The 24710-nt window shown below is 66.9% G+C and carries 22 protein-coding genes and 1 tRNA gene; 4 read left to right on the forward strand and 19 right to left on the reverse strand.

The annotated features are described in order from the left end of the window. Positions 1-25: 25 nt before the first annotated feature. From DBZ45_RS05635 to DBZ45_RS05710, 16 genes are all read right to left on the reverse strand, one after another. Complete coding sequence (locus tag DBZ45_RS05635) at positions 26-1480, reverse strand: sugar porter family MFS transporter (protein WP_111902938.1); 1455 nt, start codon at positions 1478-1480, stop codon at positions 26-28. Then, positions 1477-2352: a sugar phosphate isomerase/epimerase family protein gene (locus DBZ45_RS05640; protein ID WP_111902939.1), complete on the reverse strand. Its 876-nt coding sequence runs from the start codon at positions 2350-2352 to the stop codon at positions 1477-1479. The genes DBZ45_RS05635 and DBZ45_RS05640 overlap by 4 nt, the downstream gene beginning before the upstream one ends. A 116-nt stretch (positions 2353-2468) precedes the next feature. After that, entirely contained in the window at positions 2469-3482 is a 1014-nt protein-coding gene (locus tag DBZ45_RS05645) for a Gfo/Idh/MocA family protein (RefSeq protein ID WP_111902940.1), read from the reverse strand. A 35-nt stretch (positions 3483-3517) separates the two neighbouring features. Continuing rightward, positions 3518-4429, reverse strand: a complete 912-nt coding sequence (locus DBZ45_RS05650) for a sugar phosphate isomerase/epimerase family protein (RefSeq protein WP_111902941.1) — start codon at positions 4427-4429, stop codon at positions 3518-3520. A 36-nt stretch (positions 4430-4465) separates the two neighbouring features. Continuing rightward, complete coding sequence (locus DBZ45_RS05655) at positions 4466-5977, reverse strand: CoA-acylating methylmalonate-semialdehyde dehydrogenase (RefSeq protein ID WP_111902942.1); 1512 nt, start codon at positions 5975-5977, stop codon at positions 4466-4468. Positions 5978-6009: 32 nt separating this feature from the next. Beyond that, entirely contained in the window at positions 6010-7938 is a 1929-nt protein-coding gene (gene iolD, locus DBZ45_RS05660) for a 3D-(3,5/4)-trihydroxycyclohexane-1,2-dione acylhydrolase (decyclizing) (RefSeq protein WP_111902943.1), read from the reverse strand. A gap of 33 nt (positions 7939-7971) precedes the next feature. Continuing rightward, positions 7972-8907, reverse strand: coding sequence for a Cgl0159 family (beta/alpha)8-fold protein (locus tag DBZ45_RS05665; protein WP_111902944.1), 936 nt, complete (start codon positions 8905-8907; stop codon positions 7972-7974). Next, positions 8904-9920: a 5-dehydro-2-deoxygluconokinase gene (gene iolC, locus DBZ45_RS05670; RefSeq protein ID WP_111902945.1), complete on the reverse strand. Its 1017-nt coding sequence runs from the start codon at positions 9918-9920 to the stop codon at positions 8904-8906. Before iolC ends, DBZ45_RS05665 begins: the two co-directional genes overlap by 4 nt. A gap of 221 nt (positions 9921-10141) precedes the next feature. Next, positions 10142-10546: a tautomerase family protein gene (locus DBZ45_RS05675; protein ID WP_111902946.1), complete on the reverse strand. Its 405-nt coding sequence runs from the start codon at positions 10544-10546 to the stop codon at positions 10142-10144. Positions 10547-10759: 213 nt separating this feature from the next. Then, positions 10760-11233, reverse strand: coding sequence for an SRPBCC family protein (locus DBZ45_RS05680; protein WP_111902947.1), 474 nt, complete (start codon positions 11231-11233; stop codon positions 10760-10762). Then, a complete protein-coding gene (locus DBZ45_RS05685; RefSeq protein WP_111903015.1) occupies positions 11230-11604 on the reverse strand; it encodes an ArsR/SmtB family transcription factor in 375 nt (124 codons plus the stop codon). Before DBZ45_RS05685 ends, DBZ45_RS05680 begins: the two co-directional genes overlap by 4 nt. A gap of 209 nt (positions 11605-11813) precedes the next feature. Beyond that, positions 11814-12716, reverse strand: coding sequence for a succinate--CoA ligase subunit alpha (sucD, locus tag DBZ45_RS05690; RefSeq protein WP_111902948.1), 903 nt, complete (start codon positions 12714-12716; stop codon positions 11814-11816). A gap of 30 nt (positions 12717-12746) precedes the next feature. Then, positions 12747-13913 carry an ADP-forming succinate--CoA ligase subunit beta gene (gene sucC / locus DBZ45_RS05695; RefSeq protein ID WP_102973202.1) on the reverse strand — a complete coding sequence of 389 codons (1167 nt, stop codon included), beginning with the start codon at positions 13911-13913 and terminating at the stop codon, positions 12747-12749. Between the two features lie 223 nt (positions 13914-14136). Further along, a complete protein-coding gene (locus DBZ45_RS05700) occupies positions 14137-14838 on the reverse strand; it encodes a hypothetical protein (protein WP_223256946.1) in 702 nt (233 codons plus the stop codon). Between the two features lie 26 nt (positions 14839-14864). After that, positions 14865-17402 carry a DNA helicase PcrA gene (gene pcrA, locus DBZ45_RS05705; RefSeq protein WP_440130503.1) on the reverse strand — a complete coding sequence of 846 codons (2538 nt, stop codon included), beginning with the start codon at positions 17400-17402 and terminating at the stop codon, positions 14865-14867. 104 nt (positions 17403-17506) lie between these two features. Further along, entirely contained in the window at positions 17507-18355 is an 849-nt protein-coding gene (locus DBZ45_RS05710; protein ID WP_190243034.1) for an inositol monophosphatase family protein, read from the reverse strand. Between the two features lie 134 nt (positions 18356-18489). Between DBZ45_RS05710 and DBZ45_RS05715 the strand changes: the two genes are divergently transcribed. Continuing rightward, complete coding sequence (locus DBZ45_RS05715) at positions 18490-19134, forward strand: hypothetical protein (RefSeq protein WP_111902950.1); 645 nt, start codon at positions 18490-18492, stop codon at positions 19132-19134. Between the two features lie 23 nt (positions 19135-19157). Here the strand turns inward: DBZ45_RS05715 and DBZ45_RS05720 are convergent, their stop codons facing one another. Beyond that, the gene (locus DBZ45_RS05720; protein ID WP_111902951.1) at positions 19158-19940 is read right to left on the reverse strand and encodes a DUF998 domain-containing protein; all 783 of its coding nucleotides are present in this window, start codon (positions 19938-19940) and stop codon (positions 19158-19160) included. Positions 19941-20026: 86 nt separating this feature from the next. Here DBZ45_RS05720 and DBZ45_RS05725 point away from each other — a divergent pair. From DBZ45_RS05725 to DBZ45_RS05735, 3 genes are all read left to right on the forward strand, one after another. After that, positions 20027-20099 (forward strand) — tRNA-Arg (locus DBZ45_RS05725). 1 nt (position 20100) lies between these two features. Then, complete coding sequence (locus tag DBZ45_RS05730; RefSeq protein ID WP_440130498.1) at positions 20101-20637, forward strand: DUF6314 family protein; 537 nt, start codon at positions 20101-20103, stop codon at positions 20635-20637. Beyond that, on the forward strand, positions 20634-21044 hold the full coding sequence (locus tag DBZ45_RS05735) for an NUDIX hydrolase (protein ID WP_111902952.1): 411 nt from the start codon (positions 20634-20636) through the stop codon (positions 21042-21044). The genes DBZ45_RS05730 and DBZ45_RS05735 overlap by 4 nt, the downstream gene beginning before the upstream one ends. Before the next feature lies 1 nt (position 21045). Here the strand turns inward: DBZ45_RS05735 and DBZ45_RS05740 are convergent, their stop codons facing one another. Further along, on the reverse strand, positions 21046-22959 hold the full coding sequence (locus tag DBZ45_RS05740; protein ID WP_111902953.1) for an ABC transporter ATP-binding protein: 1914 nt from the start codon (positions 22957-22959) through the stop codon (positions 21046-21048). Then, positions 22956-24620 carry an ABC-F family ATP-binding cassette domain-containing protein gene (locus DBZ45_RS05745; RefSeq protein WP_111902954.1) on the reverse strand — a complete coding sequence of 555 codons (1665 nt, stop codon included), beginning with the start codon at positions 24618-24620 and terminating at the stop codon, positions 22956-22958. The genes DBZ45_RS05740 and DBZ45_RS05745 overlap by 4 nt, the downstream gene beginning before the upstream one ends. Between the last annotated feature and the right edge of the window lie 90 nt (positions 24621-24710).

The following is a 24710-nucleotide window of genomic DNA, read 5'->3' on the forward strand; positions in this document are numbered from 1 at the left end:
GGCCCGCCGCCCGCCGTCGAACGTCCTAGTGGGCCGGGGTGTTCTCTCCGACGTCGGTCTTAGCTTCGGTCTTGACTACGCCGGGGACGCCCGCCTGGTGCTTGAAGTAGTGCTCCACGTCCTCGAGGCTCTTGTCCTTGGTCTCGGGAACGTACTTGGCTGCAAAAAGAATCGCCCCGACACCCAGGACGGCGAACACGAAGAACGTGTTGGAGATGCCGACGGCGGCGAGCAGTTGCGGGAAGCCGAAGCCGATCAGGAAATTCACGATCCAGAGCACGAAGGCCGATGCGCCCATGCCGAGGCCGCGCAGCTTCAGCGGGAAGATCTCCGACAGCATGAGCCAGGTGACCGGTGATATGGCCCCCTGCTGGAATGCGAGGAACGTGACGGTCAGCGCCAGGATCACGTAGCCGCGGCCGGTGCCCTCCGGCAGGATCAGCGAGAAGAGGCCGATCAGCAGCAGCGCCGAGGTGGTTCCGATCTGGCCGGTGATCAGCATCCGGCGGCGCCCCGCCTTGCCCAGGAGCCAGATGCCCACGAAGGTGGCCAGCACGGAGATAACGCCGTTGGCGATGTTGGCGCTTAGGGCGGCCTCCCGGCCGAAGCCGGCGTCCGCCAGGATCTGCGTGCCGTAGTACATGATGGAGTTCACGCCGGTGATCTGCTGGATCACGGCAAGGCCGACGCCGACGAAGAAGATCCGCCGCAGCCAGGGAACCTGCAGGTCCTTCCAGGAGCCCATCTTGGACTTGTAGTCCTCCACGGCCATGGCCTTGACCTCATCGAACTCCGCCGTGGCCTCGGCCTTGGAGCGGATGCGCTGGAGCACGCCGAGCGCCTCGCCGAAGCTGCCCATGGAGGCCAGCCAGCGGGGGCTTTCGGGCATGAACGCCATGCCGATCCACAATGCGATGGCGGGCAGCGTGGCTATCACCAGCATCCAGCGCCAGATGCCCCCGGCCTCGCCGAAGGTGTTGCCGAGGTAGGCGTTGAAGATGAAGGCGAGCAGCTGGCCGGTGACAATCATGAGTTCGTTCTGCGTCACGATCCGCCCGCGCCGGGCCGACGGCGAGACCTCCGCGAGGTACACGGGCACCGTCACGGACGCCCCGCCCACGGCCAGGCCCAGGATGAACCGGGCCGCCACCATGAACTCAGTGCTCGGAGCCAGGGTGCAGGACAGGGTGCCGATCAGGAAGATGACGGCCAGGACCATGATCATCTTGCGGCGGCCGTTCCGGTCCGCCAGCCGGCCGCCGAACAGTGCACCGAAGGCGGCACCGAACAGCAGCGACGACGTCACCAGGCCCTCGCCGAGCGGGGTCAGGCCCAGGTCCTCCTGCATGTAGGGCAGGGCACCGTTGATGACGCCCGTGTCGTAGCCGAAGAGCAGGCCGCCGAAGGTGGAAATGATGGTGACCGTGCGGAGCGCCCGCTGGTGTTTTAAGCCGGCCTTGCCAGAAGGCGCGGCCGTCATACGCTGACCTTCTGCACGTACTGCTTCATGGTGTCGAGCTGGAAGCGGGAAACCTCCTCGGCGTTGTCGTCTTCGGCGAAGACGCTGGACACCATCACGGTGTCATCGCGGTCGAGGAAGCCGATTTCCTTCAGGCCGCCGAAGAACTCGTCCCAGTTCACGTCGCCGTCGCCGATCTTCAGGTGCTGGTGCACGCGGACGGGGTTGCCCGGCGGGTTGGTGATGTAGCGCAGTCCGTGCGACGCGTGGTGGTCCATGGTGTCGGCGACGTGGACCAGGCGGAGCCTGTCCCCTGCCGCGCGCATGATGTCCAGCGGCGAGTTCTGCATGTGGAAACTGTGCGAGGCCACGTAGACCATGCCGACGTTCTTCGAGTTCAGGCCGCGGATGACACGGATCGCGGCCAGGCCTTCCTCCACGAAGTCGTCCGGGTGCGGGTCGATGAGCAGGTCGATGCCTTCGCGCTCGATGATGGGGAGCAGTTCCTCCATGGAGCGGTAGAACGCGCGCTCGGATTCCTCTGCCAGCTCCGGCCGGCCGCTGAACTCGGTGTTCATGGTGCTCACGCCCAGGTCCACTGCGATCTGGATGGCGCGCTTCCAGTAGCGCACTGCCGCCTCACGGGCGTCCTCGTCCGGGCCTGACCAGCGCAGCACAGGCAGGATGGACGCGATTTCAATTCCGGCGTCAACGCATGCCTTCTTCAACTGGCCCACCAGCTCGTCGTCGGCCTTCGGGTGGTTGTAGAAGGGGATGAAATCCGCGTGCGGGGTCATCTGCATGTACTTGTAGCCGAGGTCGGCCACCACCTTGGGAAACTCCAGCAGACTGTGGCTGTGGTGGAAGGGGGTGGGGTCAAGGGCGATTTTCACGAGGAACACTCCATTGTGGAAAGAGTCGGTTAACGAACGGAGTTTTTGTCCAGATAATGCAACCTTGAGGGCCTCCAAGTCGCATTATCTGGACAAAAACTCCAAGGGTGGTGGGCCTAGCTGTACAGGGCAGGCTTGGCGTTCAGCTTCACGGCCACCTTCTCGCCGTTCTTCTGTGCCTCCACGCCGGCTTCACAGCACGCGGCTGTGGCGTAGCCGTCCCACGCGCTGGGTCCGCCGATTTCGCCGCGGAGCGCAGCGTCAACCCAGGCCTGGATCTCGACGTCGTACGCGGCACCGAAGCGATCTTCGAAGCCGGGCGTGACCTTGCCGCCCCAGCGGCCGTTGCTGCGCAGGTACGGGCCGCTGTCGCCGCCGATGCTGACAATGCCGTCCTCGAAGGAGGCCTGTGTGGCTACTTCGTAGCCGAACTTGGCGTTCACGTAGATTTCGACGTCGGCCAGGACACCGGACTCGGTTTCGATCAGGACGTGCTGGGGGTCGTGCTGGCCGGCCGGGGCGTTCTTCGTGGCCTTGCCGAGGCGGACCTGGACGGATGTGATCTCTTCGCCCGTGAAGAAGCGGATGGCGTCGAACTCGTGGACCACGGAGTCGTTGATGAGCATCTCGTTGGTGAAGCCCGCGGGCGTGGTCGGGTTGCGGTGCTGGTGGTGCAGCATGAGCAGTTCGCCCAGTTCGCGGTCGCGGATGACCGAGCCGAGGGCTGCGTATTCGGCGTCGAAGCGGCGCATGAAGCCCACCTGGATGCGCTTGTGGCCCAGCTTCTCCTCGGCCTGGACAATCTTCCAGGACGACTCGGCGTCCGGCGTCAGCGGCTTTTCGCAGAGGATGGGAATGTCCTTGGCGATGGCCTTGAGCAGGATCTCCTCGTGCAGGAAGCCGGGCGTGGCGACGAGGACGGCGTTGACGTCGCCGTTGTTCAGCGCCTCTTCGGCGTCGGCCAGGGCAACGGCACCGGGGATGCCTTCGATGGCCGCCTGCGCACGCGCGAGGTCAACGTCGACGACGGCGGCAACTTCAGCGCCGTGGATGCGCTTGCTGAGGCGCTGGATGTGGTCCGCGCCCATGCGGCCGGCGCCGATAACGGCGACGCGAAGGGTTTCAGTCATTGTTCTTTCCTTACTTTGGGATGCCGGGGCGGAGGCTAGTTGACCGCGGTGCGGGAGCCGCAGGACAGCAGGTAGTTGCGGGTGCGCTTGGCGATGGGCATGGGAACGTCGAAGGCCACCGGGTACATGTCCTGCTCCACGATGCCGAAGATCGGCCTGTTCAGGGCCTCGACGGCCTCGATGACCGCGCGCAGGTCCGGCAGCCCGTTGGGCGGCTCGGTCATGACGCCGGCCAGGTTTGCCGCGGCCCAGGTCATGTTTTCTTCGTTGACCTTCTTGAGGATGTCCGGGTTGATCTGCTTCAGGTGCAGGTACCCGATCCGGTCCGGGTAGTTCTTGATGAGCTCCAGGCTCGAGGCTCCGCAGTATTCCGCGTGGCCGGTGTCCAGGCACAGGTTGAGGTACTGCGGGTCGGTCGCGCCCAGCAGCGTTTCGATGTCCTCCTGGGCTCCGACGTGCGAGTCGGCGTGGGAGTGGAACTGCTGTTTGAGGCCGAAGTCCTCGAGCAGCGTCTTTCCGAGCCGGTTGTGGCCGGCGAACAGGTCGCTCCAGGCTTTGTCGCTGAGGGTTCCGCTCTCCACGGCCTCGCCGGTGACGTCGTCGCGCCACATCGCGGGGATGACCACGATGTGCTCGCCGCCCATGGCTGCGGTGAGTTCGGCGACCTTGCGGGCCGGCTCCCACGCGGTTTCCCACTGGTCCAGGCCGCGGTGGAACGCCGTGAAGACCGTGCCCGCGCAAACCTTCAGGTCGCGCTGCTTGAGCTCCTCGGCCAGGCGCGTGGGGTCGTTGGGCAGGTAGCCGTAGGGGCCCAGCTCAATCCACTTGTAGCCGGACTCGGCCACCTCGTCCAGGAAGCGCTCCCACGGAGTCTGCTTAGGGTCATCCGGAAACCACACGCCCCAGGAGTCGGGCGCGGTGCCGATGATCAGCTTGTTCTCTGTCATTGCTCAATCCTTGTGTCTGCTGCGGCTTTGCGGCTGTTAGTTGGAGGGGAAGTTGTAGGAGGCGCCGGAGGCGTGGGTGGGCTCGGGCCAACGGGAGGTGACGACCTTGCCGCGGGTGTAGAAGGAGACGCCTTCGGGGCCGTAGATGTGCTTGTCGCCGAAGAGGGAGGCCTTCCAGCCGCCGAAGGAGTGGTACGCCACCGGAACCGGGAGGGGTACGTTGATGCCGATCATGCCGACGGTGACGGAACGCTGGAACTTGCGGGCGGCGGCGCCGGAGGAGGTGAAGATGGCGGTGCCGTTGCCGTAGGGGTTGGAGTTGATCAGCTTGATGCCGTCTTCCAAAGTATCAACGCGGACGACGACGAGGACGGGTCCGAAGATCTCCTCCTGGTACGCGGTCATTTCGGTCTTGACGTGGTCGAGCACGGTGGGGCCGACCCAGAAGCCGTCTTCGTGGCCGGGGACGACGAGGTCGCGGCCGTCGACGACCATCGCGGCTCCGGCGGCTTCGGCCTCGGTGACGATCCTGACGATCCTTTCCTTGGAGGCGGGCGTGATGACCGGGCCCATTTCGGCGCCGGGCACGGTGCCGTTGTTGACCTTGACGGCGACGGCGCGTTCTTCAACCTTCTTGACCAGCAGGTCCGCGGCGTCCCCGACGGCGACGGCGACTGAGATGGCCATGCAGCGTTCACCGGCGGAGCCGAACGCGGCGGCGGCGAGGTGGTCGGCGGCGTTGTCCAGGTCGGCGTCGGGCAGGATGATGGCGTGGTTCTTCGCTCCGCCCAGGGCCTGGACGCGCTTGCCGTGGGCGGTGGCGGTCTCGTGGACGTACTTGGCGATCGGGGTGGAGCCGACGAAGGAGATGCCGTCCACGTCCGGGTGGGTCAGCAGCCCGTCAACGGTTTCCTTGTCACCGTGCAGGACCTGGAACACGCCGTCCGGCAGGCCTGCCTGCTTCCAGAGCTTGGCCAGCAGCAGCGAGGCGGAGGGGTCGCGTTCGGAGGGCTTGAGGATGAACGCGTTGCCGGTGGCGATCGCCATTGGGGCCATCCACAGCGGCACCATGACCGGGAAGTTGAACGGGGTAATGCCGGCGACCACGCCGAGGGGCTCGCGGAAGGAGAAGACATCGATGCCGGTGGAGACCTGGTCGGAGTAGTCGCCCTTGAGCAGGGACGGGATGCCGCAGGCGAACTCGATGACTTCCAGGCCGCGGCCGATCTCGCCCTTGGCGTCCGAGATGACCTTGCCGTGTTCGGCGGTGATCAGTTCTGCGAGTTCGTTGACGTGCTCGGCGACGAGTTCGCGGAACTTGAACAGCACGGCGGTGCGCTTGGCCAGGGAGATGTCGCCCCAGGAGTCGGCAGCGGCGCGGGCTGCGGCGACGGTGTTGTCCAGGTCGGCCCGGTTGGCCAGGCGCAGCTCGGCGCTGACCTGGCCGGTGGCCGGGTTGTAGACGTTCGTGGTGCGGTCGCCTTCGCCGGCGGTCTCGGCGCCGTTGATGAAGTGGTTGATGGTGGTGGTGACGGTCGTCGTTGACATAGAGATGACTTCCTTGGTCTGTGGCTTGGGGGTCAGCCGAGCAGCTTGCGCTGGCGGGATTTGTGGTCGATGTAGGTCTGGAAGGCCTGCTTGGTGGAGTCGAGTTCCGAAACTGCGGAGACGGGCACGTCCCACCAGGATTCGGAGCTCGGCGCGTCCAGCAGGGGGTCGGATTCGACGTGGATCACGATCGGGCCGCCGCGCTCGGGTGCGGCCTTGGCGTCGCGGATGGCCTGTTCGAGTTCGGCGATGGCCTTCTCGCCGGGTTCGATCCGGATCACCTTCACGCCGAGGGACTCGGCGTTCAGGGCCAGGTCCACCGGGAGGGTCTCGCCCTCGTCGAAGCTGTGCTGTTCCTCGTCCAGGACGCGGTACTGGGTGCCGAAGCGCTGCGAGCCGAGCGATTCGGACAGCGAGCCGATGGAGGCGTAGCCGTGGTTCTGGATCAGGACCACGATCAGCTTGATCCGTTCGGCGACGGCGGTGACCAGTTCGGTGTGCATCATCAGGTAGGAGCCGTCCCCCACCATCACGACGACGTCGCGCTGGGTGCCGCCCTTGGCGGCCTCGGCAAGCGCTGCGCGCTTGACGCCCAGCCCGCCGGGGATTTCGTAGCCCATGCAGGAGTAGGCGTACTCGACGTGGTAGCCGAACGGGTCGCGGACCCGCCACATCTTGTGCAGGTCACCGGGCAGGGAGCCTGCGGCGCAGATGACCACGTCGGAGGCGTCCATGGCCCGGTTGGTGGCACCGATGATCTCGTTCTGCGCCGGCAGGGGGCTGAAGCGCGTGTCGAAGGCCGTATCCACCGTGGTGTTCCAGCGCTGCTTTTCGGCGGCGATCTGCTGCTCGAGGTCGGCGCCCACGCGGTAGCCGCCCAGTGCGTGGTTGAGCTTGACCAGTGCCTTGCGGGCGTCCGCCACGATCGGCAGCGAGGTGCCGTGCTTGTACGCGTCGATCGGTGCGACGTTGATGTTGATGAACTTCAGGTCCGGGTTCTGGAACGCGGTCCGGGACGCGGTGGTGAAGTCCTCGTAGCGGGTGCCGATGCCGATGATCAGGTCCGCTTCGGCTGCAAGGGCGTTGGCCGCCGTCGTGCCGGTGGAGCCGATGGCGCCGAGGGAGTACTTGTGGTCCCAGGGCAGGACGCCGACGCCGGCCTGCGTGTTGCCCACCGGGATGCCGGTCAGCTCGGCAAACTTCGCGAGTTCCTCGTTGGCGTACGCGTACAGGACGCCGCCGCCTGCGATGATCAGCGGCCGCTTCGCGGCCCGGATGGCGTCGGCGGCACGGGCGATGTCGTCGTCGTCGGCTTCCGGGCGGCGGATCCGCCACTCACGCTCGGCGAGGAATTCTTCGGGCACGTCGAAGGCCTCGGCCTGGACGTCCTGGGGCAGCGAGATGGTGACCGCGCCGGTCTCGGCCGGGTCGGTGAGGACGCGCAGGCCGTGGTGGAACGCGGAGAACAGCTGCTCCGGGCGGGTGACCCGGTCGAAGAACTTGGACAGCGGCCGGAACGCGTCGTTGACCGTGAGGTCGTAGGCGTAGGGCTGTTCGAGCTGCTGCAGCACCGGGTCCGCGGCACGCGTGGCGAACGTGTCGGACGGCAGCAGCAGGACCGGCAACCGGTTCGTGGTGGCCAAAGCGGCACCGGTGAGCAGGTTGGACGAGCCCGGACCGATGGAGGTGCTGATCGCGAAGGTCTGGCGGCGGCGGGTGTGCCGGGCGTAGCCCACGGCTTGGTGGGACTGGGCCTGCTCGTTCCGGCCCTGGTAGTACGGCATGATCGTCGGATCGAGCTGCTGGTACTGCTTCAGGGCCTGGCCCACACCGGCCACGTTGCCGTGCCCGAAAATGCCGAACGTGCCCGGAATCAGGCGTTCGCGGAAATCGACCCCACCCACGGAATCAACGGTGTACTGCTTGGAAAGGTACTCGACCACGGCCTGCGCCATCGTCATCCGGCGGGTTCCTGTATTCGTCCCCATGGGAAGTTACTCCGATACTTCTGTGGTGTGGTGGAGGAGTGATGCGGCTGCGGCGACCGCTCCGGCAACGTCGCCGTCCTGCGGGTACAACAGGGTCCGGCCGACGGTGAGTCCCTGCACGCCGGGCAGGGCGAGGGCGGCTCCCCAGGTGGAGAACACCTCCTCCTGCGTGCCTGCCGGGTCCCCGCCCAGCAGCACGGTGGGCATGGTGGTGGCGGCCATGACGCGTTCCATCTCGGCAACGACCGGCAGCTTCATCCAGGTGTAGGCGCTGGTGGAGCCCAAGCCCTCGGCGATGGCGATGGACTTGACCACGGCGTCCGGGGTCAGGTCGTTGCGGACCCGGCCGTTCTCCCGGACGGACAGGAAGGGCTCCACCATGGCGATGAGCTTGCGTTCGGCCAGCGAGTCGATGGCCCTCGCCGTGGCCTCGAGCAACGCAACAGTGTCCGGGTCGCCGAGGCAGATGCGGGTCAGCATCTTGCCGCCGTCCGCGCCCAGTTCCTCCAGCGCCGCGGCGGTGTGGCCGGTGAAGCGGTCGTCGAATTCGTTGACGAGGCCGGCGAGGCCGCCGCGGTTCATCGAACCGAAGACGAGCTTGCCTTCGAGGGCGCCCAGCAGCAGCAGGTCGTCCATGATGTCCGGGGAAGCCAGGATGCCGTCGACTGCCGGGTTGGCCAGCGCGATCTGCAGCCGGTCCAGGAGCTGGCGGCGGTCGGCCATGGCCACCGGGTCGTTGCCGACTGAGAGGGCGCCGCGGGCCGGGTGGTCGGCGGCGACGATGAAGTTCTGCCGGCCGTGCTTCAGGCCGGGGTGGCGGCGGCGGGCCTTGGCGGCCCGGGCCACGGCGTCCGGGTCTTCGAGCCGGATGGTGCTCAGGTGTTCGTAGCGGCGGGGGTTGTCATCCACCGCGAGGGCAGCGGAACCGGGGTTGAGGCTCACAGGGCCGCTCCTTCGGGAACAGAAATGGTGGGGACAGCATCGCCGGGAACCAGGCGTCCGCGTTCGGCGAGCAGCGTGGTGACCTCGGCCGGCGTGGGCATCGCATCGGCGCAGGACAGCCGGGAGGCAACGATGGCGCCGGCAGCGTTCGCGTAATCCAGGACCTGTGCCAGCGGCCAGCCGGAGAGCAGTCCGTGTACGAACGCGCCGCCGAAGGAGTCGCCGGCGCCCAGGCCGTTGACGGTCTCAACCGGAACCGGGGCGGAGACCACTCGCTCGGTGCGGGTCTTGGCCATCACGCCTTCCGGGCCGAGCTTCACGACGGCGATTTCGACACCGGCGTCCAGCAGGCGGTCGGCCTGCTCATCCGGGGTGCCCGGGCCCACGGCCACAGAGCATTCCTGGTCGTTGCCGATGGCGACAGTGACGTGCGGCAGGATCCGGGCCACCTGCTCCCGGGCTTCCTCCTCGGAAGCCCAGAACATGGGGCGGTAGTCGAGGTCCAGGATGGTGTACTGGCCGGCCGTGAGGCCGGTGCGGGGCCGCGCTTCGTGGGCCGTGATGTGCGCTTCGCGGCTCGGCTCCTGGCACAGGCCGGTCACGGTGGACCAGAAGATCTGCGCATCGCGGATGGCGGCCGTGTCGAGCTCGTCGGCCTTGATCTGCAGGTCCGGTGCCGTGGGAAACCGGCCGTAGAAGTACAGCGGGAAATCATGCGGGGGCTGGATGGCGCAGAACGTCGCGGGTGTCTGGAGCCCTTGGACCGGGCTGACGAAAGAATCATCGACGCCGAACTTTTCCAGTTCGCGGTGCAAGTACGTACCGAAAGGGTCATCGCCGGTGCGGGTGATAACGCCGGTCCGGCGGCCATGGCGGGCGGCGGCAACAGCAACGTTGGACGGCGAGCCACCGAGGTACTTGCCGAAGGACGTCACATCCTCCAGCCCCACCCCGATGTCGTTCGGGTAGATATCAACGCTGATTCGCCCGATCGTGAGCAGTTCGTGGGTCACGGTGATCGTGGACCTTTCTTTTGGATCTCAACCTCTAAGCAGCCGAACGGCCAAGGCTCCGGCGTTCCGCGGCCCCGTGAGCGGGACCACAAGAACTACTGTGCCCTAGATTTTATGTCCTGTCAAAGGTTTGTACTGACATACTTACAACAAGCAGAACTGCGCACAAAAAGCAGCGACGCGGAGCTGCTGACGGGGCCTTGCGGGCGAATTTTCCCGCCCTACTTTTTCGGTACGGCAAGCTCTCCGGTGACGTACTGCGCGCGGCCAAACCCGAAGGACCAGTCCCCCGCCGTGTTCTCGACGTAGCCAATGAATACGTCCTCGCCGGCGACCCCCAGAGCCCCCAGCTTGTCTGCCACCGCGGCAAACAGGCTTTGCTTTGCCCCCTGGCTGCGCCCGCCCTGCGTGAAGATCTGGATCATAACGACGTCGCGCGTGCGCTCGAAGCCAAGGCCCGCATCCTGCGCCACGATTTGGCCCGGCGCATGTTCGGTGACGATGTGGAAGTAGTCCCGTTCCGGAATTGCATATTCGGCCAGGATTGCATCATGGATCCCCCGGCTAAGGCGGGCGAGTTCGTCCTGGCTGCGTCCCGAGTGGACATCGATTCGTACGAGCGGCACTTGCTCTCCTTTGATAGTTTGTCCTGACATACTATCAAATAAGGAACGTCGCGAAAAGGGCCTGCCAAGTAGGTAGCAGCAGATGGCTTTCTGGGCATTCAGAACGCCATCTGCTGCTACCTACTTGGGTGCTTAAACGGACGACGGCGGCCGGTTACCTTCGAAGTGAAGGTCACCGGCCGCCGTCGGACGATTCATTTGTGGTGCCGGCCGCTATTTCGCGAGCAGCTCCTCGAGCCGCTCGTAGCCGTCGGACACGCCGCTTTCCATGCCTGATTGGGCCATCCCGTCGCGGGCTTCCATGCTGGGATAGACGGAGTGGGCGCGCAGCCGGCACCTGCCTCCGCCCAGGTCCTCGAAGCTCATGAATTCGATGCTGACGATGTCCGGGTAGCCGCTGAACTCGAAGGTCTGGATGGCGAAGTCGTTTTCACGGACGGTATGGAAGATGCCGCTGAAGGCGTATGTCACCCCATCCGGGCCGGTGTGGTTGTAGAGATAGGTGCCTCCGGAACGGAAGTCGTAGTGGTCGATATCAACGTTCGTGCCGCGCGGGCCCAGCCACTGCGTGATCAACTCAGGTTCCTTGTGCGCGCGGAACACGTCTGCGACCGGGAAGTCGAACTCCCGCTCAAAATCGATGAACGGGACGCCGTCGGGGACGGTGAGTTTAAGTGCGTTGCTCATTTGTCGGTCCTTTTCACTGCCGCGGCCGGGGCAGCGACATTGGAACGGAGTACGGCATCGAGGCTGCGGAACTGCGCCTCGCGGACCAGGCGATACTGGTCGATCCACGCGGTGAGCGCTTCGAGCCGTGCGGGATTCAGGTGGACGGGCCGGCGCTGGGCATCGCGGCTGCGTGTGACCAGCTGTGCCTGCTCGAGGACCTGGATGTGCTTCGAGACCGCCTGCTTGGTGATCGCGAAGGGTTCAGCCAGTTCATTGACGGTGGCGGGCCCCCGGCTGAGCCGGGAAATGAGGCGGCGGCGGACCGGATCTGAAAGCGCCAGGAAGGCCGCGTTCAGAAGGTCGTCGTCGTTATCCGTGTCCACTGTCATTGCCCCGGAGTCATTCTCGTGTATCAGTGCACCGCCGTAGTCAACTTTCTTGTTGATCAACCAGCCGGTTGTTAACAACAATAAACCCGTGCCAGATTCCGCACAAGGGGTGGCCGGACCGGCTTAAACAAAGAAACGCGAGGTCACTCCGCGCCCAATCCGGGGGGTGGATTGGGCTGGGAGTGACCCCGCGTTGCTTGCAGTGGGCCTTAGAGCGTTGCGAAGACTTCGCGCAGCAGCTTGGCGGTCTCGGACGGCGTCTTGCCGACCTTCACGCCTGCAGCTTCGAGGGCTTCCTTCTTGGCCTGGGCGGTACCGGCGGAACCGGAGACGATGGCGCCTGCGTGGCCCATGGTCTTGCCTTCCGGCGCGGTGAAGCCGGCCACGTAGCCGACGACCGGCTTGGTGACGTTGGCCTTGATGAAGTCGGCCGCGCGTTCTTCGGCGTCGCCGCCGATTTCGCCGATCATCACGATGGCCTTGGTCTCCGGGTCAGCCTCGAACGCAGCCAGGGCGTCGATGTGGGTGGTGCCGATGATGGGGTCACCGCCGATGCCGATGGCCGTGGAGAAGCCGAGGTCGCGCAGTTCGTACATCATCTGGTAGGTCAGCGTGCCGGACTTGGAGACCAGGCCGATGGGCCCCTTGCCGGTGATGTTCGCCGGGGTGATGCCCACGAGGGCCTCGCCCGGGGTGATGATGCCGGGGCAGTTCGGTCCGATGATGCGGGTGACCTGGTTGCCGTCGGCGTCGACCTTGGACTGTGCCAGTGCCCAGAACTCGGCAGAGTCCTGGACCGGCACGCCTTCGGTGATGACGACGACCAGGCCGATGCCGGCCTCGATGGCTTCAACGACGGCGTTCTTGGTGAACGCCGGCGGAACGAAGACGATGGAGACGTCGGCGCCGGTCTCGGCGATGGCTTCCTTGACGGTGCCGAAAACGTTGATCTCGTTTTCACCGTGCAGGACGGTGGTGCCGGCCTTGCGGGCGTTGACGCCGCCCACGATGTTGGTGCCGGCCTTGAGCATGAGGGCGGTGTGCTTGGTGCCTTCGCCGCCCGTGATGCCCTGGACGATGACCTTGGAGTCCTTGTTCAGATAAATAGACATGTTTTGTTTCCTAGATCTCGACAGGCTCGATCAGCGGGCGTTGGCGAGCTCGGCGGCCTTGTCGGCGCCCTCGTCCATGGTGGCGGCGAGGGTAACCAGCGGGTGGTTGGCCTCTTCGAGGATGCGGCGGCCTTCTTCGACGTTGTTGCCGTCGAGGCGGACGACCAGCGGCTTGTTGGCGGAGTGGCCCAGCTCGGCCAGCGCGCCCACGATGCCCTTGGCGACAGCGTCACAGGCGGTGATGCCGCCGAAGACGTTGACGAAGACCGACTTGACCTGCTCGTCGCCCAGGATGACGTCGAGGCCTGCGGCCATGACCTCGGCGGAGGCTCCGCCGCCGATGTCCAGGAAGTTGGCGGGCTTGACGTTGCCGTGGTTCTCGCCGGCGTATGCGACTACGTCCAGGGTGGACATGACGAGGCCTGCGCCGTTACCGATGATGCCGACTTCGCCGTCCAGCTTGACGTAGTTCAGGTCCTGCGCCTTGGCCTTGGCCTCGAGCGGGTCTGCGGATTCCTTGTCCTCAAGCTGGGCGTGCTTGGGGTGGCGGAACTCGGCGTTCTCGTCCAGCGTGACCTTGCCGTCGAGGGCGACGATCTCGCCCGCGCCGGTCTTGACCAGCGGGTTGACCTCCACGAGGGTGGCGTCTTCCTTCTTGAAGACGTCCCAGAGCTTCAGAATGACGCCGGCGACTTTGCCGCGCAGTTCTTCAGCGAAGCCGGCGGCAGCGACGATTTCGTCGGCCTTGGCCTGGTCGATGCCCACGGCGGGGTCGATGGCTACCTTGGCCAGGGCCTCGGGCCGCTCAACGGCGAGCTGCTCGATCTCCATGCCGCCTTCAACCGAGCACATGGCCAGGTAGTTGCGGTTGGCCCGGTCCAGCAGGACGGAGAAGTAGTATTCCTCGGCGATGTCGGCACCCTGGGCGATCATCACCTTGTTGACGGTGTGGCCCTTGATGTCCATGCCCAGGATGTTGGTGGAGTGCTCAAGTGCCTCGTCGGCGGACTTGGCAACCTTGACGCCGCCGGCCTTGCCGCGGCCACCGACCTTAACCTGTGCCTTGACGACAGTTACGCCGCCGATCTTCTCGGCAGCTGCCTTTGCTTCTTCAGGAGTGTGCGCCACGATGCCGGCGAGCACGGGTACACCGTGCGCTTCGAACATATCGCGCGCCTGATATTCAAACAGGTCCACGGTTTAGTGTCCTTCTACGTCGAAGTAGTTTCTGTACAGCCGGACTGCACCCAGGGTGCGGACCGGGCTGCGGAATTAGCGCGCCCTGCGGCAGGTCCGGAAACGAGCCACGCGGCGCAATGATCCTTTTTGAACTCTAGTCCTTTGAAGGGACCGGCCCGTTCCAGACTACCTGTTCTGTGAGTAAGGACACTATTCTATGGACCGTAGAAAAACCCCGTAATTACGGGGTTTTTTGGGCCTTGGCGGGCGCCGTCTGGAGGTTTTTACCCTTCGCGGAGATGAGTTCGTAATGATCCCGGCTGATAAAGAAACCGACGCCGCCAGAGACGTTTCCGCAGGCCACCCCCGAGCGGTATGCGGAGCACCGCAAACCGTTCCGTTCGAGGTTGCCGCCGTCGGGCAGGACGCGAAGCTTGGAGACGGGCCCGTTGGCAGTGCCCTTGGGCCCGTACTCGGCCTCCATCTGCGTGACCCCCGCCCGGCATTCGCCGTACCGGGCCCGGCTGGGCGTCAGGAATGCCGCACCGCCCAGATAACCCAGTCCGGTTCCCGAGCAGTCGTCACCGACGTCCCGTGCTGCCGGCGCGGGGTACGCCGCGAGCTCGCAGTGTGCCACGGGCACGGTTGCCAGTTTTTGGTTGTCGCGATCGCTGAAGTTGTTGGTTTCGTACGGCAGGTTCAGATGCGGCCCGCGGGCTGAGGTCAGCGCGCACACCACGTTCCGGTCCGCAGTGACGAACGCCAGCGCGTCCTCCCCTGCCGCAAACCCCGCGGGGTCAGTGAGCGGAGCCTGCTTCAGCTGTTCGAGGGCCGGCAACGGTGGCGGCGGGGTGTACTCCGGATCCGCGACGGTTACGGAACAGCCCGCCAGGGTCACTGCGAACAGCGCCACCCAGAACAGCGGCGCCAGGGCTGCAGCCACGCCATCCAGGCGCCGCACCGGCACGCTCAGGCGTCGATCTTGGTCAGCGGCGCGTACCGCAGAAGCAGCCGCTTCTCGCCGATGTCGAACTTCACCTTCGCCACGGTCTTGTCCCCCGCACCTTCGACGGCGAGCACGGTGCCGTTGCCGAAGCTCGTGTGGTTGACCTTGTCCCCCACGCTGACCGCGATGACTTCCTTCTGCGGCTGCACGCGGTTTTTCGCGACGGCGGCCGGGACGTCGGCGTTGAAGCCCGCCGAGGAATCGGCACGGGTGCCGCGGGCCGTTCCGGCGCCCCAAAAGGACCCGCCGTACCGGCTCGATCCGATGTCGGCGCCGCTCCCCCACCCGCCGGACTGCCGGCTGGTTCCCTCGCGCTTCCATTCGACGAGTTCGGAGGGGATTTCCTCCAGGAACTGGCTGGCCGGGTTGTACTGGCTTTGCCCCCACATGCTGCGGACCTCGGAACGGGTGACGTAGAGGCGCTTCCGGGCGCGCGTCAGCCCCACGTAGGCGAGCCGTCGTTCTTCCGCCAGTTCCTTCGGGTCAGTGGCGGAACGCTGGTGCGGGAAGAGCCCGTGCTCCATGCCGGTCAGGAACACCACGGGGAATTCGAGGCCCTTGGCCGTGTGGAGCGTCATGAGGGTGACCACGCCCAGCCGCTTGGCCTCCGCCACCGCGGCGTCGATGTCCGCGCCGGGCGCGTCCGGGATCTGGTCGGCGTCGGCCACCAGTGACACCTGCTCCAGGAAGGCGCCCAGGGATCCTTCGGGATTGTCGCGCTCGTATTCACGGACGACGGCGACAAGCTCGGCGAGGTTTTCCACCCGGGATTCGTCCTGCGGGTCCGTGCTGGAGCGCAGCGTGGCGAGGTAGCCGGTCTGTTCCAGCACGGCCTCGAGTGCGGCGGCGGCGCCGGAGCCCGCGGCGACCTCGGCGAGGTCGTCCAGGAGCTTCACGAAGCCAAGCACCGCGTTGACCGAGCGGGTGGCCATGCCGGGCGCCTGGTCGGCGCGGCGGGCGGCGGCGATGAAGGACGTGCGTTCCCGCTCGGCGAGGGCCGCGACGGCACCCTCGGCCCGGTCCCCGATGCCGCGCTTTGGTTCGTTGAGGACGCGGCGGAGGTTGACGTCGTCGTCCGGGTTGACCAGAACCCGGAGGTACGCCAGCGCGTCCTTGATTTCCTTGCGTTCGTAGAACCTGGTGCCGCCCACCACTTTGTACGGCAGGCCGACGCGCACCAGGACGTCCTCGATGGAACGGGACTGGGCGTTGGTGCGGTAGAAGATGGCGACGTCGCCGGGCCGGAGGTTGTCCTCGTCCTGGAGCCGGTCGATTTCCTTGGCGATGAACTGTGCTTCGTCGTGCTCGTTCTCGCCCACGTAGCCGATGATCTTGTGGCCCTCGCCCTCCGCGGTCCAGAGCCGTTTCTCGGGGCGGTTGGGGTTCCGGGAGATGACGGAGTTGGCCGCGCTCAGGATGTTCTGGGTGGAGCGGTAGTTCTGCTCCAGCTTGATGGTGCGGGCGTCGGGGTAGTCCTTCTCGAACTCCACGATGTTCCGGATGTCAGCGCCGCGGAACGCGTAGATGGACTGGTCGGAGTCGCCGACGACGGTCAGTTCGGCCGAGCCCGGGCCCTCGCCGACGATTTCCCGCACCAGGGCGTACTGCGCGTGGTTGGTGTCCTGGTATTCGTCCACCAGGACGTGCCGGAACCGGCGACGGTAGGAATCTGCGAGCGCCGGGAACGCCCGGAACATGTAGACCGTCTGCGCGATGAGGTCGTCGAAGTCCATGGCGTTGGCCTGGCGCAGCCGCTGGGTGTAGCCCTTGAAGACCTCTGCCACGGCGCTCTCGAACGGGTCACTGTGGTTCGCGGCGGACGCGAACGAGTCGTCGTCAATCAGTTCGTTCTTGAGCGCGGAGATCTTGTGCTGGATGGCCTTGGGCGCGAACTTCTTGGGGTCCAGGTCCAAGTTCTTGGCCACCAGCGTGATCAGCCGCAGGGAGTCGGCGGAGTCGTAGATGGAGAAGTTGGAGTTCAGGCCCACGTTGGCGGCCTCGCGCCGCAGGATCCGGACACAGGACGAGTGGAACGTGGAGATCCACATGGCCTTGGCCCTGCTGCCCACGAGGGCCTCGATGCGTTCACGCATTTCCGCGGCGGCCTTGTTGGTGAACGTGATGGCCAGGATCTCGCCGTGGTGGGCACGCTTGGTGGCAATCAGGTACGCGATCCGGTTACTGAGGACGCGCGTTTTTCCGGAGCCGGCTCCGGCCACGATCAGCAGTGCGCTGCCGGAGTGCTTGACCGCTTCCTCCTGCTGCGGATTCAGGCCTGCCAGCAGCGCGCCGGCGTCCGGGAGATGGTGCCGGGCCTGCTCCTCCACAGGGCCTCCCTGTGCCTTGCCGGCCGCGGGGCCAGCTGCCGGGCGGCCGGCGGGTTCGGCCGGGCCGCCGCCGAACGCGGGCGTCATCAGCCCGCTTTCGGGGCGCGACTTGGTGATGGCGCCGGCATGGGAACCAGCCTTGAAGGGACCGTCAGCGTAGGGGTCAAACAACATATCCATGGTGACTACAAGTCTAGGCGGTGGGACTGACACCGGGTTGCGCCCTGTGGACAACCCGGGCGCAAGGCCCCGCGGCGGGGACGAAACCGCCACGAGATCTAGTCGACAGAGCCTGACTCCAGCGCGGCGCGCAACTGGTGCACCGCCGTCGTTCCTCCCGCCATGAACCATTCCAGGCCGTTGACGTGAACGATGCCGGCGACGCCGCCGGCGGCCGTCACGATCGCCTTTCCGGGCAGCCAGTCCCATTCGGGGCAGCTGTGCTGGAACCAGCAGCCAAGCTGCCCGTCAGCGACGCGCCCCAGGTCGCAGGAGCCGGACCCGAGCATACGCAGCGTTGCGGCCGACGTCGCGGCGGCGTGCCACGGCATGGCGCACATCGGATCGGCGAGCCACCGCGGGTGGATGTAGGTGCCGGCGCCAAGGTGGGAGAGGTCGGCGGCGTTGCGGTTGGTTCCGTCCTCCTTGAAGGTGGTGACGGGTTCGCCGTTGAGGGTGGTGGCGTGTTGCTTGCCGCCGATCCAGAGCTTGTCCTCCTCGGGCTGGAAGATGGCTCCGAGCAGCACATCCGATTCGTCTTTGAGGGCGATGGCTGAGCACCAGTAGGTGGAGCCCTGCAGGAAGTTGTAGGTGCCGTCCACCGGGTCGATGACCCAGGTCCGCCCGCTGCTGCCGCGCACCGCGGCGCCTTCTTCGCCGAGGACGCCGTCGTCCGGGCGGCAGCGTTGGAGCTGCTCCAGCACATAGGCTTCGGCCGCGTGGTCCGCGGCTGTGACGACGTCGGAGATGGACGTCTTGCGCTGGGCGTCGAGGCCGCCCTGCCGCATCAGCAGCGCCAGCTGCCCGGCCTCGCGGACCAGTTCTGCCGCCAGTTCATAGTCGTCGAGCTCGGGGCTCAGGTTGGTCGCGCTGTGTTTGCCCAGTTTGTGTCTGCCCAGTTCCGTCACGGTTCCCACCCTATCGGCGCCGGGCGTGCCCTGCACAGCAGCAGCGGGCACAGCAGCAGCGGGCACAGCAGCAGCGGGCACAGCAGCAGCGGGCACAGCAGCAGAGGCGGACAACGGCGGGCGATAATGGACGCATGGCCAAGACACCTGCACAGCGGATCAAGAAGCACGGCGCGAAGGCCGCAGTACCCCAGCACCACCTGCCGCCGGTTATCAACCCCGGCACCGACCGTTCTCCGGCGAAGGCGCAAAACAACGCCAACCTGATCGTCATCGCCGGCGTGGTGGCCAGCCTGTTCCTGTTCTGGTACGTCCACCTGCTCACGCTGAACCAGCTCACCCAGCTGTCCGGCGGGCTGGCCATGCCCGATTCCCTGATCGGCGGCTTCGACACCGGCTACGCCGAGCAGCTGCGCCGCGCTTTGGACGGGGACGCGCGCGGTCAGCTCAACTACGTCCACAAGACGGCGGGCACCCTGTTTCCGCTGATCTTCGCCTTCACCTGGCTGCTTCTGATCGGCACCAACGTGGCAAAAAAGGCGCTGCGCTGGGCGCTCTGGGCACTGCCGCTGCTGTTCGTGGTGGTCCGGCTGTGGGGCAACGTCACCATTGACTCCATGATCGGGGCGGTAAACCTCGACGCCGGCCAGGTAGCCTTGGCGTCGGGCCTCACCGCGGCCGGCTGGGTACTGTTCGTGGCCAGCCTTCTCGCCGGCGGCGCCGCCGTGTTCCTGGGGCGCCGGCCCTCGAAGGAAGCCGCCGGTCCTCCGGCCGTCTAGGCGCTCGGGCGGCCCAAGGGAGCCTAGGCGTTCCGGGCCGCTTGCGCCCGGGCGAAGGCCTTGCGCACCTGCCGTTCCTGCCGGACGCGCTGGGCGATGACCAGGCCGGCGGCCGCGAGGCCAATCGTGATGGGGTAGCCCATCAGCCGTTCCAGGGTTCCGGGCTCGGGAACGTCCAGGCCGGTGACGCCCGCCGTGACGAGGGCGGCCGCGGACACTCCGCCGGCGGCCAGAATGAACCAGCCCAGCGGCGTTTGCCGGAGCCACAGGGCGCCGAGCAGCAGCAGCGCCAGGGAGCCAGCGATGAAGTACATGACGGCGCCTGCGTAGTGCCAGCCGGACTCCAGGTCCTCAGGGACCAGCCCCACGACGATCGTGCCGGCGCCTGCGGTCCCGGTCAGGATCCGCGCCGCCACGGCCGAGTACCACGGCACCTCCCCGGAATGGCTGGCCATGACCTGAACGCGGGCCCGGGCGGCCACCCGCAGCAGTGCCGAGCTGAGAAGCAGCGCGCCAAGCAGCATCCCCAGCCCCTGAACCACGAAGGAGGCGTTCATCAGCACGTGCAGCGGCGAACAGATGCTGCGGCCGCCGTAGAGCCCGCAGGTGACGGCACCGAGGTCGCTGATGAGACCGGTCCGCCTGCTGTAGGGCTCGGGTCCGGCCCAGGCGCCGATGACCGCGGCCTCCGCCATGAAATATTGGACGACGCTGAGCACCGCCCACGCCCCGATGTATTGCCGCGTGGAGGCGGTGTCTGGCAGGAACGTTGCCCGGGCGGTGGGGACTTCAGCTGCGGCGGCCATGCCAAGAGCGTAGTACGCGCGCTCACCTTGTATGCTTGTAAGCGTGCCCGAACGGGCCGGTCAAAAACCGGCCGCGGCGGGCACCCGCCCTCGTAGCTCAGTGGATAGAGCACGGCTCTCCTAAAGCCGGTGTCGTTGGTTCGATTCCAATCGAGGGCACTTGAATCTGCAGCACCCGTCCGGGCTCCGCGACTATTTGCTGGGCAAAATGCCAGCTGACCCCTCATCCCCCGACCTCCCGCCGGCAGGCCGGTGGGCCGTGGAGCGGACCATGCTGGACCGGGCCGCGGGCACCCGCGGCACCTTTACCGGCGTCGTGATCTTTTCCCCCGACGGCGACGGCGGGCTCCGCTTCCACGAGGAGGGGACCGTGGTCTGGCCTGCTGCCGACGGCGGCACCTTCACCGGGCCGGCCACCCGCGATTACCTGCTCAGGCCCGCGGACACGCCAGACGCTCTGGACATGCTGTTTCCCGACGGCCGGCCGTTCCACCGGATGAGCTTCTCCCCGGAGGCCAGCCAGGACCGGCACTGGTGCGATCCTGACACTTACCGCGTCACGTACGTCCGTCATGGCGAGGACCGGTTCAGTTACGTCTGGGATGTGACTGGCCCGCGCAAGGACCTGCTGCTGGAGTCCGTGCTGCGCCGGCTGCCGGCAACGGTGGCAGCGGACGGGCTAGGCTCGAAACCGTGAATCCGCGCATCATCGTTTCCGCCGTGTGTGTCTACGACGCCGCGGGCCGACTCCTGACCGTGCGCAAGCGCGGCACGGACAAGTTCATGCACCCCGGCGGCAAGCCCGAACCCGGCGAGACCGCGGTGCAGGCCGCAGCCCGGGAGCTGCAAGAAGAAGTCGGCATCATTGTCGATCCCCGCGAACTGACCCTGATGGGCGTGTGGCTGGCCGATGCCGCCAACGAGGCAGCCACGGAGATCGAAGCCACCGTCTTCACGGCGCCGGGCACCTGGGTGGCCCACCCCTCCGCTGAGATCGCCGAGATCCGGTGGCTGGACCTCGCGGCGGAGTGGCCCGGCGACCTCGCACCCCTGCTCAAGGACCACATACTGCCGGCGCTGGCGGAAGCCGGCCCCTCGGACTGACTCAGTACTTCGGAACCGCATCCTCCGCCACGGCCGTGGCCTCGGCGAACTGGGTCCGGTACAGCTCGGCGTAGCGCCCGTCCGCGGCCAGCAGCTCGGTGTGGGTTCCGCGTTCCACAATGTGGCCGTCCTCCACCACCAGGATGGCGTCAGCCGCGCGGATCGTCGAGAGCCGGTGGGCAATGACGACGGCGGTGCGGCCTTCCAGCGCCGCGCCCAGCGCCGCCTGCACGGCGGCTTCGTTCGTGGAGTCCAGCGCCGCGGTGGCTTCGTCGAGGATGACCACCCGGGGCTGGGCGATCAGCAGCCGGGCGATCGTGAGCCGCTGCCGTTCCCCGCCGGAGAGCCGGTAGCCGCGCTCCCCCACCACGGTTTCCAGGCCGTCGGGAAGGGAACGGATCATGGCTTCGAGCCGGGCCTGGCGCAGCACCGCCCACATGTCCTCGTCGGTGGCTTCCGGGCGGGCCAGCCTGAGGTTGGAGGCGATGGTTTCGTGGAACAGGTGCCCGTCCTGGGTGACCATGCCCAGGGTGGCGCGGATGGAATCGAAGGTCAGGTCGCGCACGTCCAGGCCGGAGGCCGGGCCGGTGCCGCCGAGGCGCACGGCGCCGGAGTCGACGTCGTACAGGCGGGACAGCAGCTGGGCCACTGTGGACTTGCCGGCGCCGGAGGACCCCACGAGCGCAACTGTCTGCCCGGGTTCCACCCGGAAGCTGATGCCGTGCAGCACTTCCTCGCCGCCGCGGGTGTCCAGCGTGGACACCTCCTCCAGCGAGGCCAGCGAGACCTTGTCCGCGGAGGGGTAGGAGAAGCGCACGTCGTCGAACTCCACGGCCACGGGGCCAGGCGGGACTGCCAGCGCACCCGGCTTTTCCTGGATGAGGGGCTCGAGGTCCAGGATTTCGAAGACCCGTTCAAAGCTGACCAGGGCACTCATGATCTCCACGCGGGCGTTGGACAGCGCGGTGAGCGGCGCATAGAGGCGGGTGAGCAGCAGCGCCAGCACCACGACGTCGCCCGGCGCGAGCTGGCCGCCGATCGCGAGCCAGCCGCCCAGGCCGTAGACCAGGGCCAGGGCCAGCGCGGAGACGAGCGTCAGCGCGGTCACGAACGTGAACTGAAGCATGGCGGTCCGCACGCCGATGTCGCGGACCCGGCCGGCGCGAAGCGCGAACTCACGGGATTCCTCATCGGGCCGGCCAAAGAGCTTAACCAGGGTGGCGCCGGGGGCGGAGAAGCGCTCGGTCATCTGGGTGCCCATAGCGGCGTTGTGCTCGGCCGCCTCGCGCCGTAGGTCCGCCAGCCGGGACCCCATCCGCCGGGCGGGGATGAGGAAGATCGGCAGCAGGATCATGGCCAGCACGGTGACCAGCCAGGAGGTATTGAGCATCACCACGAGGGTGAGGATGAGGGCCACCACGTTGCTGACCACGCCGGACAGGGTTCCGGCGAACGCGGACTGCGCGCCGATGACGTCGTTGTTCAGGCGGCTGACCAGCGCGCCGGTGCGGGTCCTGGTGAAGAACGCGATGGGCATTCTCTGGACGTGGTCGAACACCTTGGTGCGGAGGTCCACGATGACGCCCTCGCCGATGGTGGAGGACAGCCAGCGGCTCACCATGCCCAGGGCTGCCTCAGCCACCGCCACACCGGCGATGAGGGCCGCCAGTCGGATCACCTCGCCGGCATCGGCGCGGGCAACAATCGTGTTCACCACCTGGCCGGCGAGGACCGGGGTGGCAACGGCCAGGAAGGCCATGGCGACGGAGACGGCCACGAACGCGATCAGCCGTCCCCGGTGCGGCCGGGCGAAGCCCATGACGCGCTTCAGGGTCTCCTTGGAGAACGGCCGGGACCCGCTTTTGGCACGGGTGATGTTGTATAGCGAGCGCCAGGCGACGCCGTCCATGCTCATTTGTTTTGCTCCATCTTGCCTGCCGCCAGTTCGGTGACGACGCCGTTGTCCACATTCCAGCGCACGTCCAGGCGGACGTTTTCCAGCAGCCGCCGGTCGTGGGTGACCAGCAGCAGGGCGCCGTCGTAGCTTTCCAGCGCTTCTTCAAGCTGCTCGATCGCCGGGAGGTCCAGGTGGTTGGTGGGCTCGTCCAGGACCAGCAGGTTCACGCCGCGGGCCTGCAGCAGGGCCAGGGCTGCGCGGGTCCGCTCCCCCGGCGACAGCGAGTCCACCGGCCGCGCGGTGTGGTCCGCCTTGAGGCCGAACTTCGCCAGCAGGGTCCGGACCTCGGCGGAGGTGTAGTCGGTCAGAACGGCTTCGACGGCGTCGGCCAGTTTGAGGTGGCCGGCCAGCAGCCCGCGGGCCTGGTCGATCTCGCCGATGGCCACGGAGACACCGCGAGAAGCGTCGCCGGAGTCCGGTTCCTGGGTTCCCAAAAGCAGCCGCAGCAGGGTCGATTTACCGGCGCCGTTGGGTCCGGTGATGCCGATCCGTTCACCGGCGTTGAGCTGCAGGTTCACCGGCCCCAGGGTGAAGCTGCCCTGCCGCGCTACGGCGTCGCGCAGCGTCGCCACCACGGAGCTGGAGCGGGGTGCCTGGCCGATGCTGAACTGCAGCTGCCACTCCTTGCGCGGTTCCTCCACCACGTCCAGGCGGGCGATGCGCGATTCCATTTGCCGGACCTTCTGCGCCTGCTTTTCGGATGACTCGGAGCTGGCGGCGCGGCGAATCTTGTCGTTGTCCGGGTTTTTCTTCATCGCGTTCCGGACGCCCTGGGAGCTCCATTCCCGCTGGGTGCGGGCGCGGGACACGAGGTCCGCCTTGGTCGCGGCAAATTCCTCGAACCGTTCGCGGGCGTGCCGGCGGGCCACTGCGCGTTCCTCCAGGAAGGCCTCGTAGCCGCCGTCGTACACGGCCACGGAGTTCTGGGCCAGGTCCAGCTCCACGATGGAGGTCACGCAGCGGGCCAGGAACTCGCGGTCGTGGGAGACCAGGACCGCGCCGCCGCGAAGCCCCTGCACGAAGGCTTCCAGCTTGGCCAGGCCGTCCAGGTCAAGATCGTTGGTGGGCTCGTCCAGAAGCACGACGTCGAAGCGGCTCAGCAGCAGGGCGGCGAGCGCCACCCGGGCAGCCTGGCCACCGGACAGCCCCGTCATTTCGGCGTCGGGGCCGACGTCCAGGCCCAAGTCCGCCAGGACGGGGGCAATCCGTTCGTCAAGGTCCGCGGCGCCGGAGGCCATCCACCGGTCAAAGGCCATCGAGTAGGCATCGTCCGCTCCGGCTGCTCCCGAGCCAAGGGCCTCGGCCGTGGATTCCATCTCTGCGGTGGCTTTGGCACAGCCAGTGCGGCGGGCGATGTAGGCGGCCACCGTCTCGCCGGTGAGCCGTTCGTGTTCCTGCGGCAGCCAGCCCACAAAGGCGTCGGCCGGCGCCAGGCTGACTGTGCCGTCCTGGGCCTGGTCCACGCGGGCAAGGAGCCGCAGCAGTGTGGACTTGCCTGCACCGTTGGCGCCGACCACGCCAACAACGTCCCCGGGGGCCACTGTAAGGGACAGCCCGGAGAAGAGGGTGCGGTGATCATGACCGCCTGAAAGGTCCTTCGCAACAAGGGTTGCAGTCATCAATCCATCCTCTCACCGCTGCCCGTTTTCACCCGAAAATCAGGCGGGCATGAAAGAACCCGCTGGTCCGGACTTGGGGGGTGTACGGAC

It is taken from the genome of Arthrobacter globiformis (genome assembly GCF_003261175.1).
GTDB classification, from domain to species: Bacteria; Actinomycetota; Actinomycetes; order Actinomycetales; family Micrococcaceae; genus Arthrobacter; species Arthrobacter globiformis_A.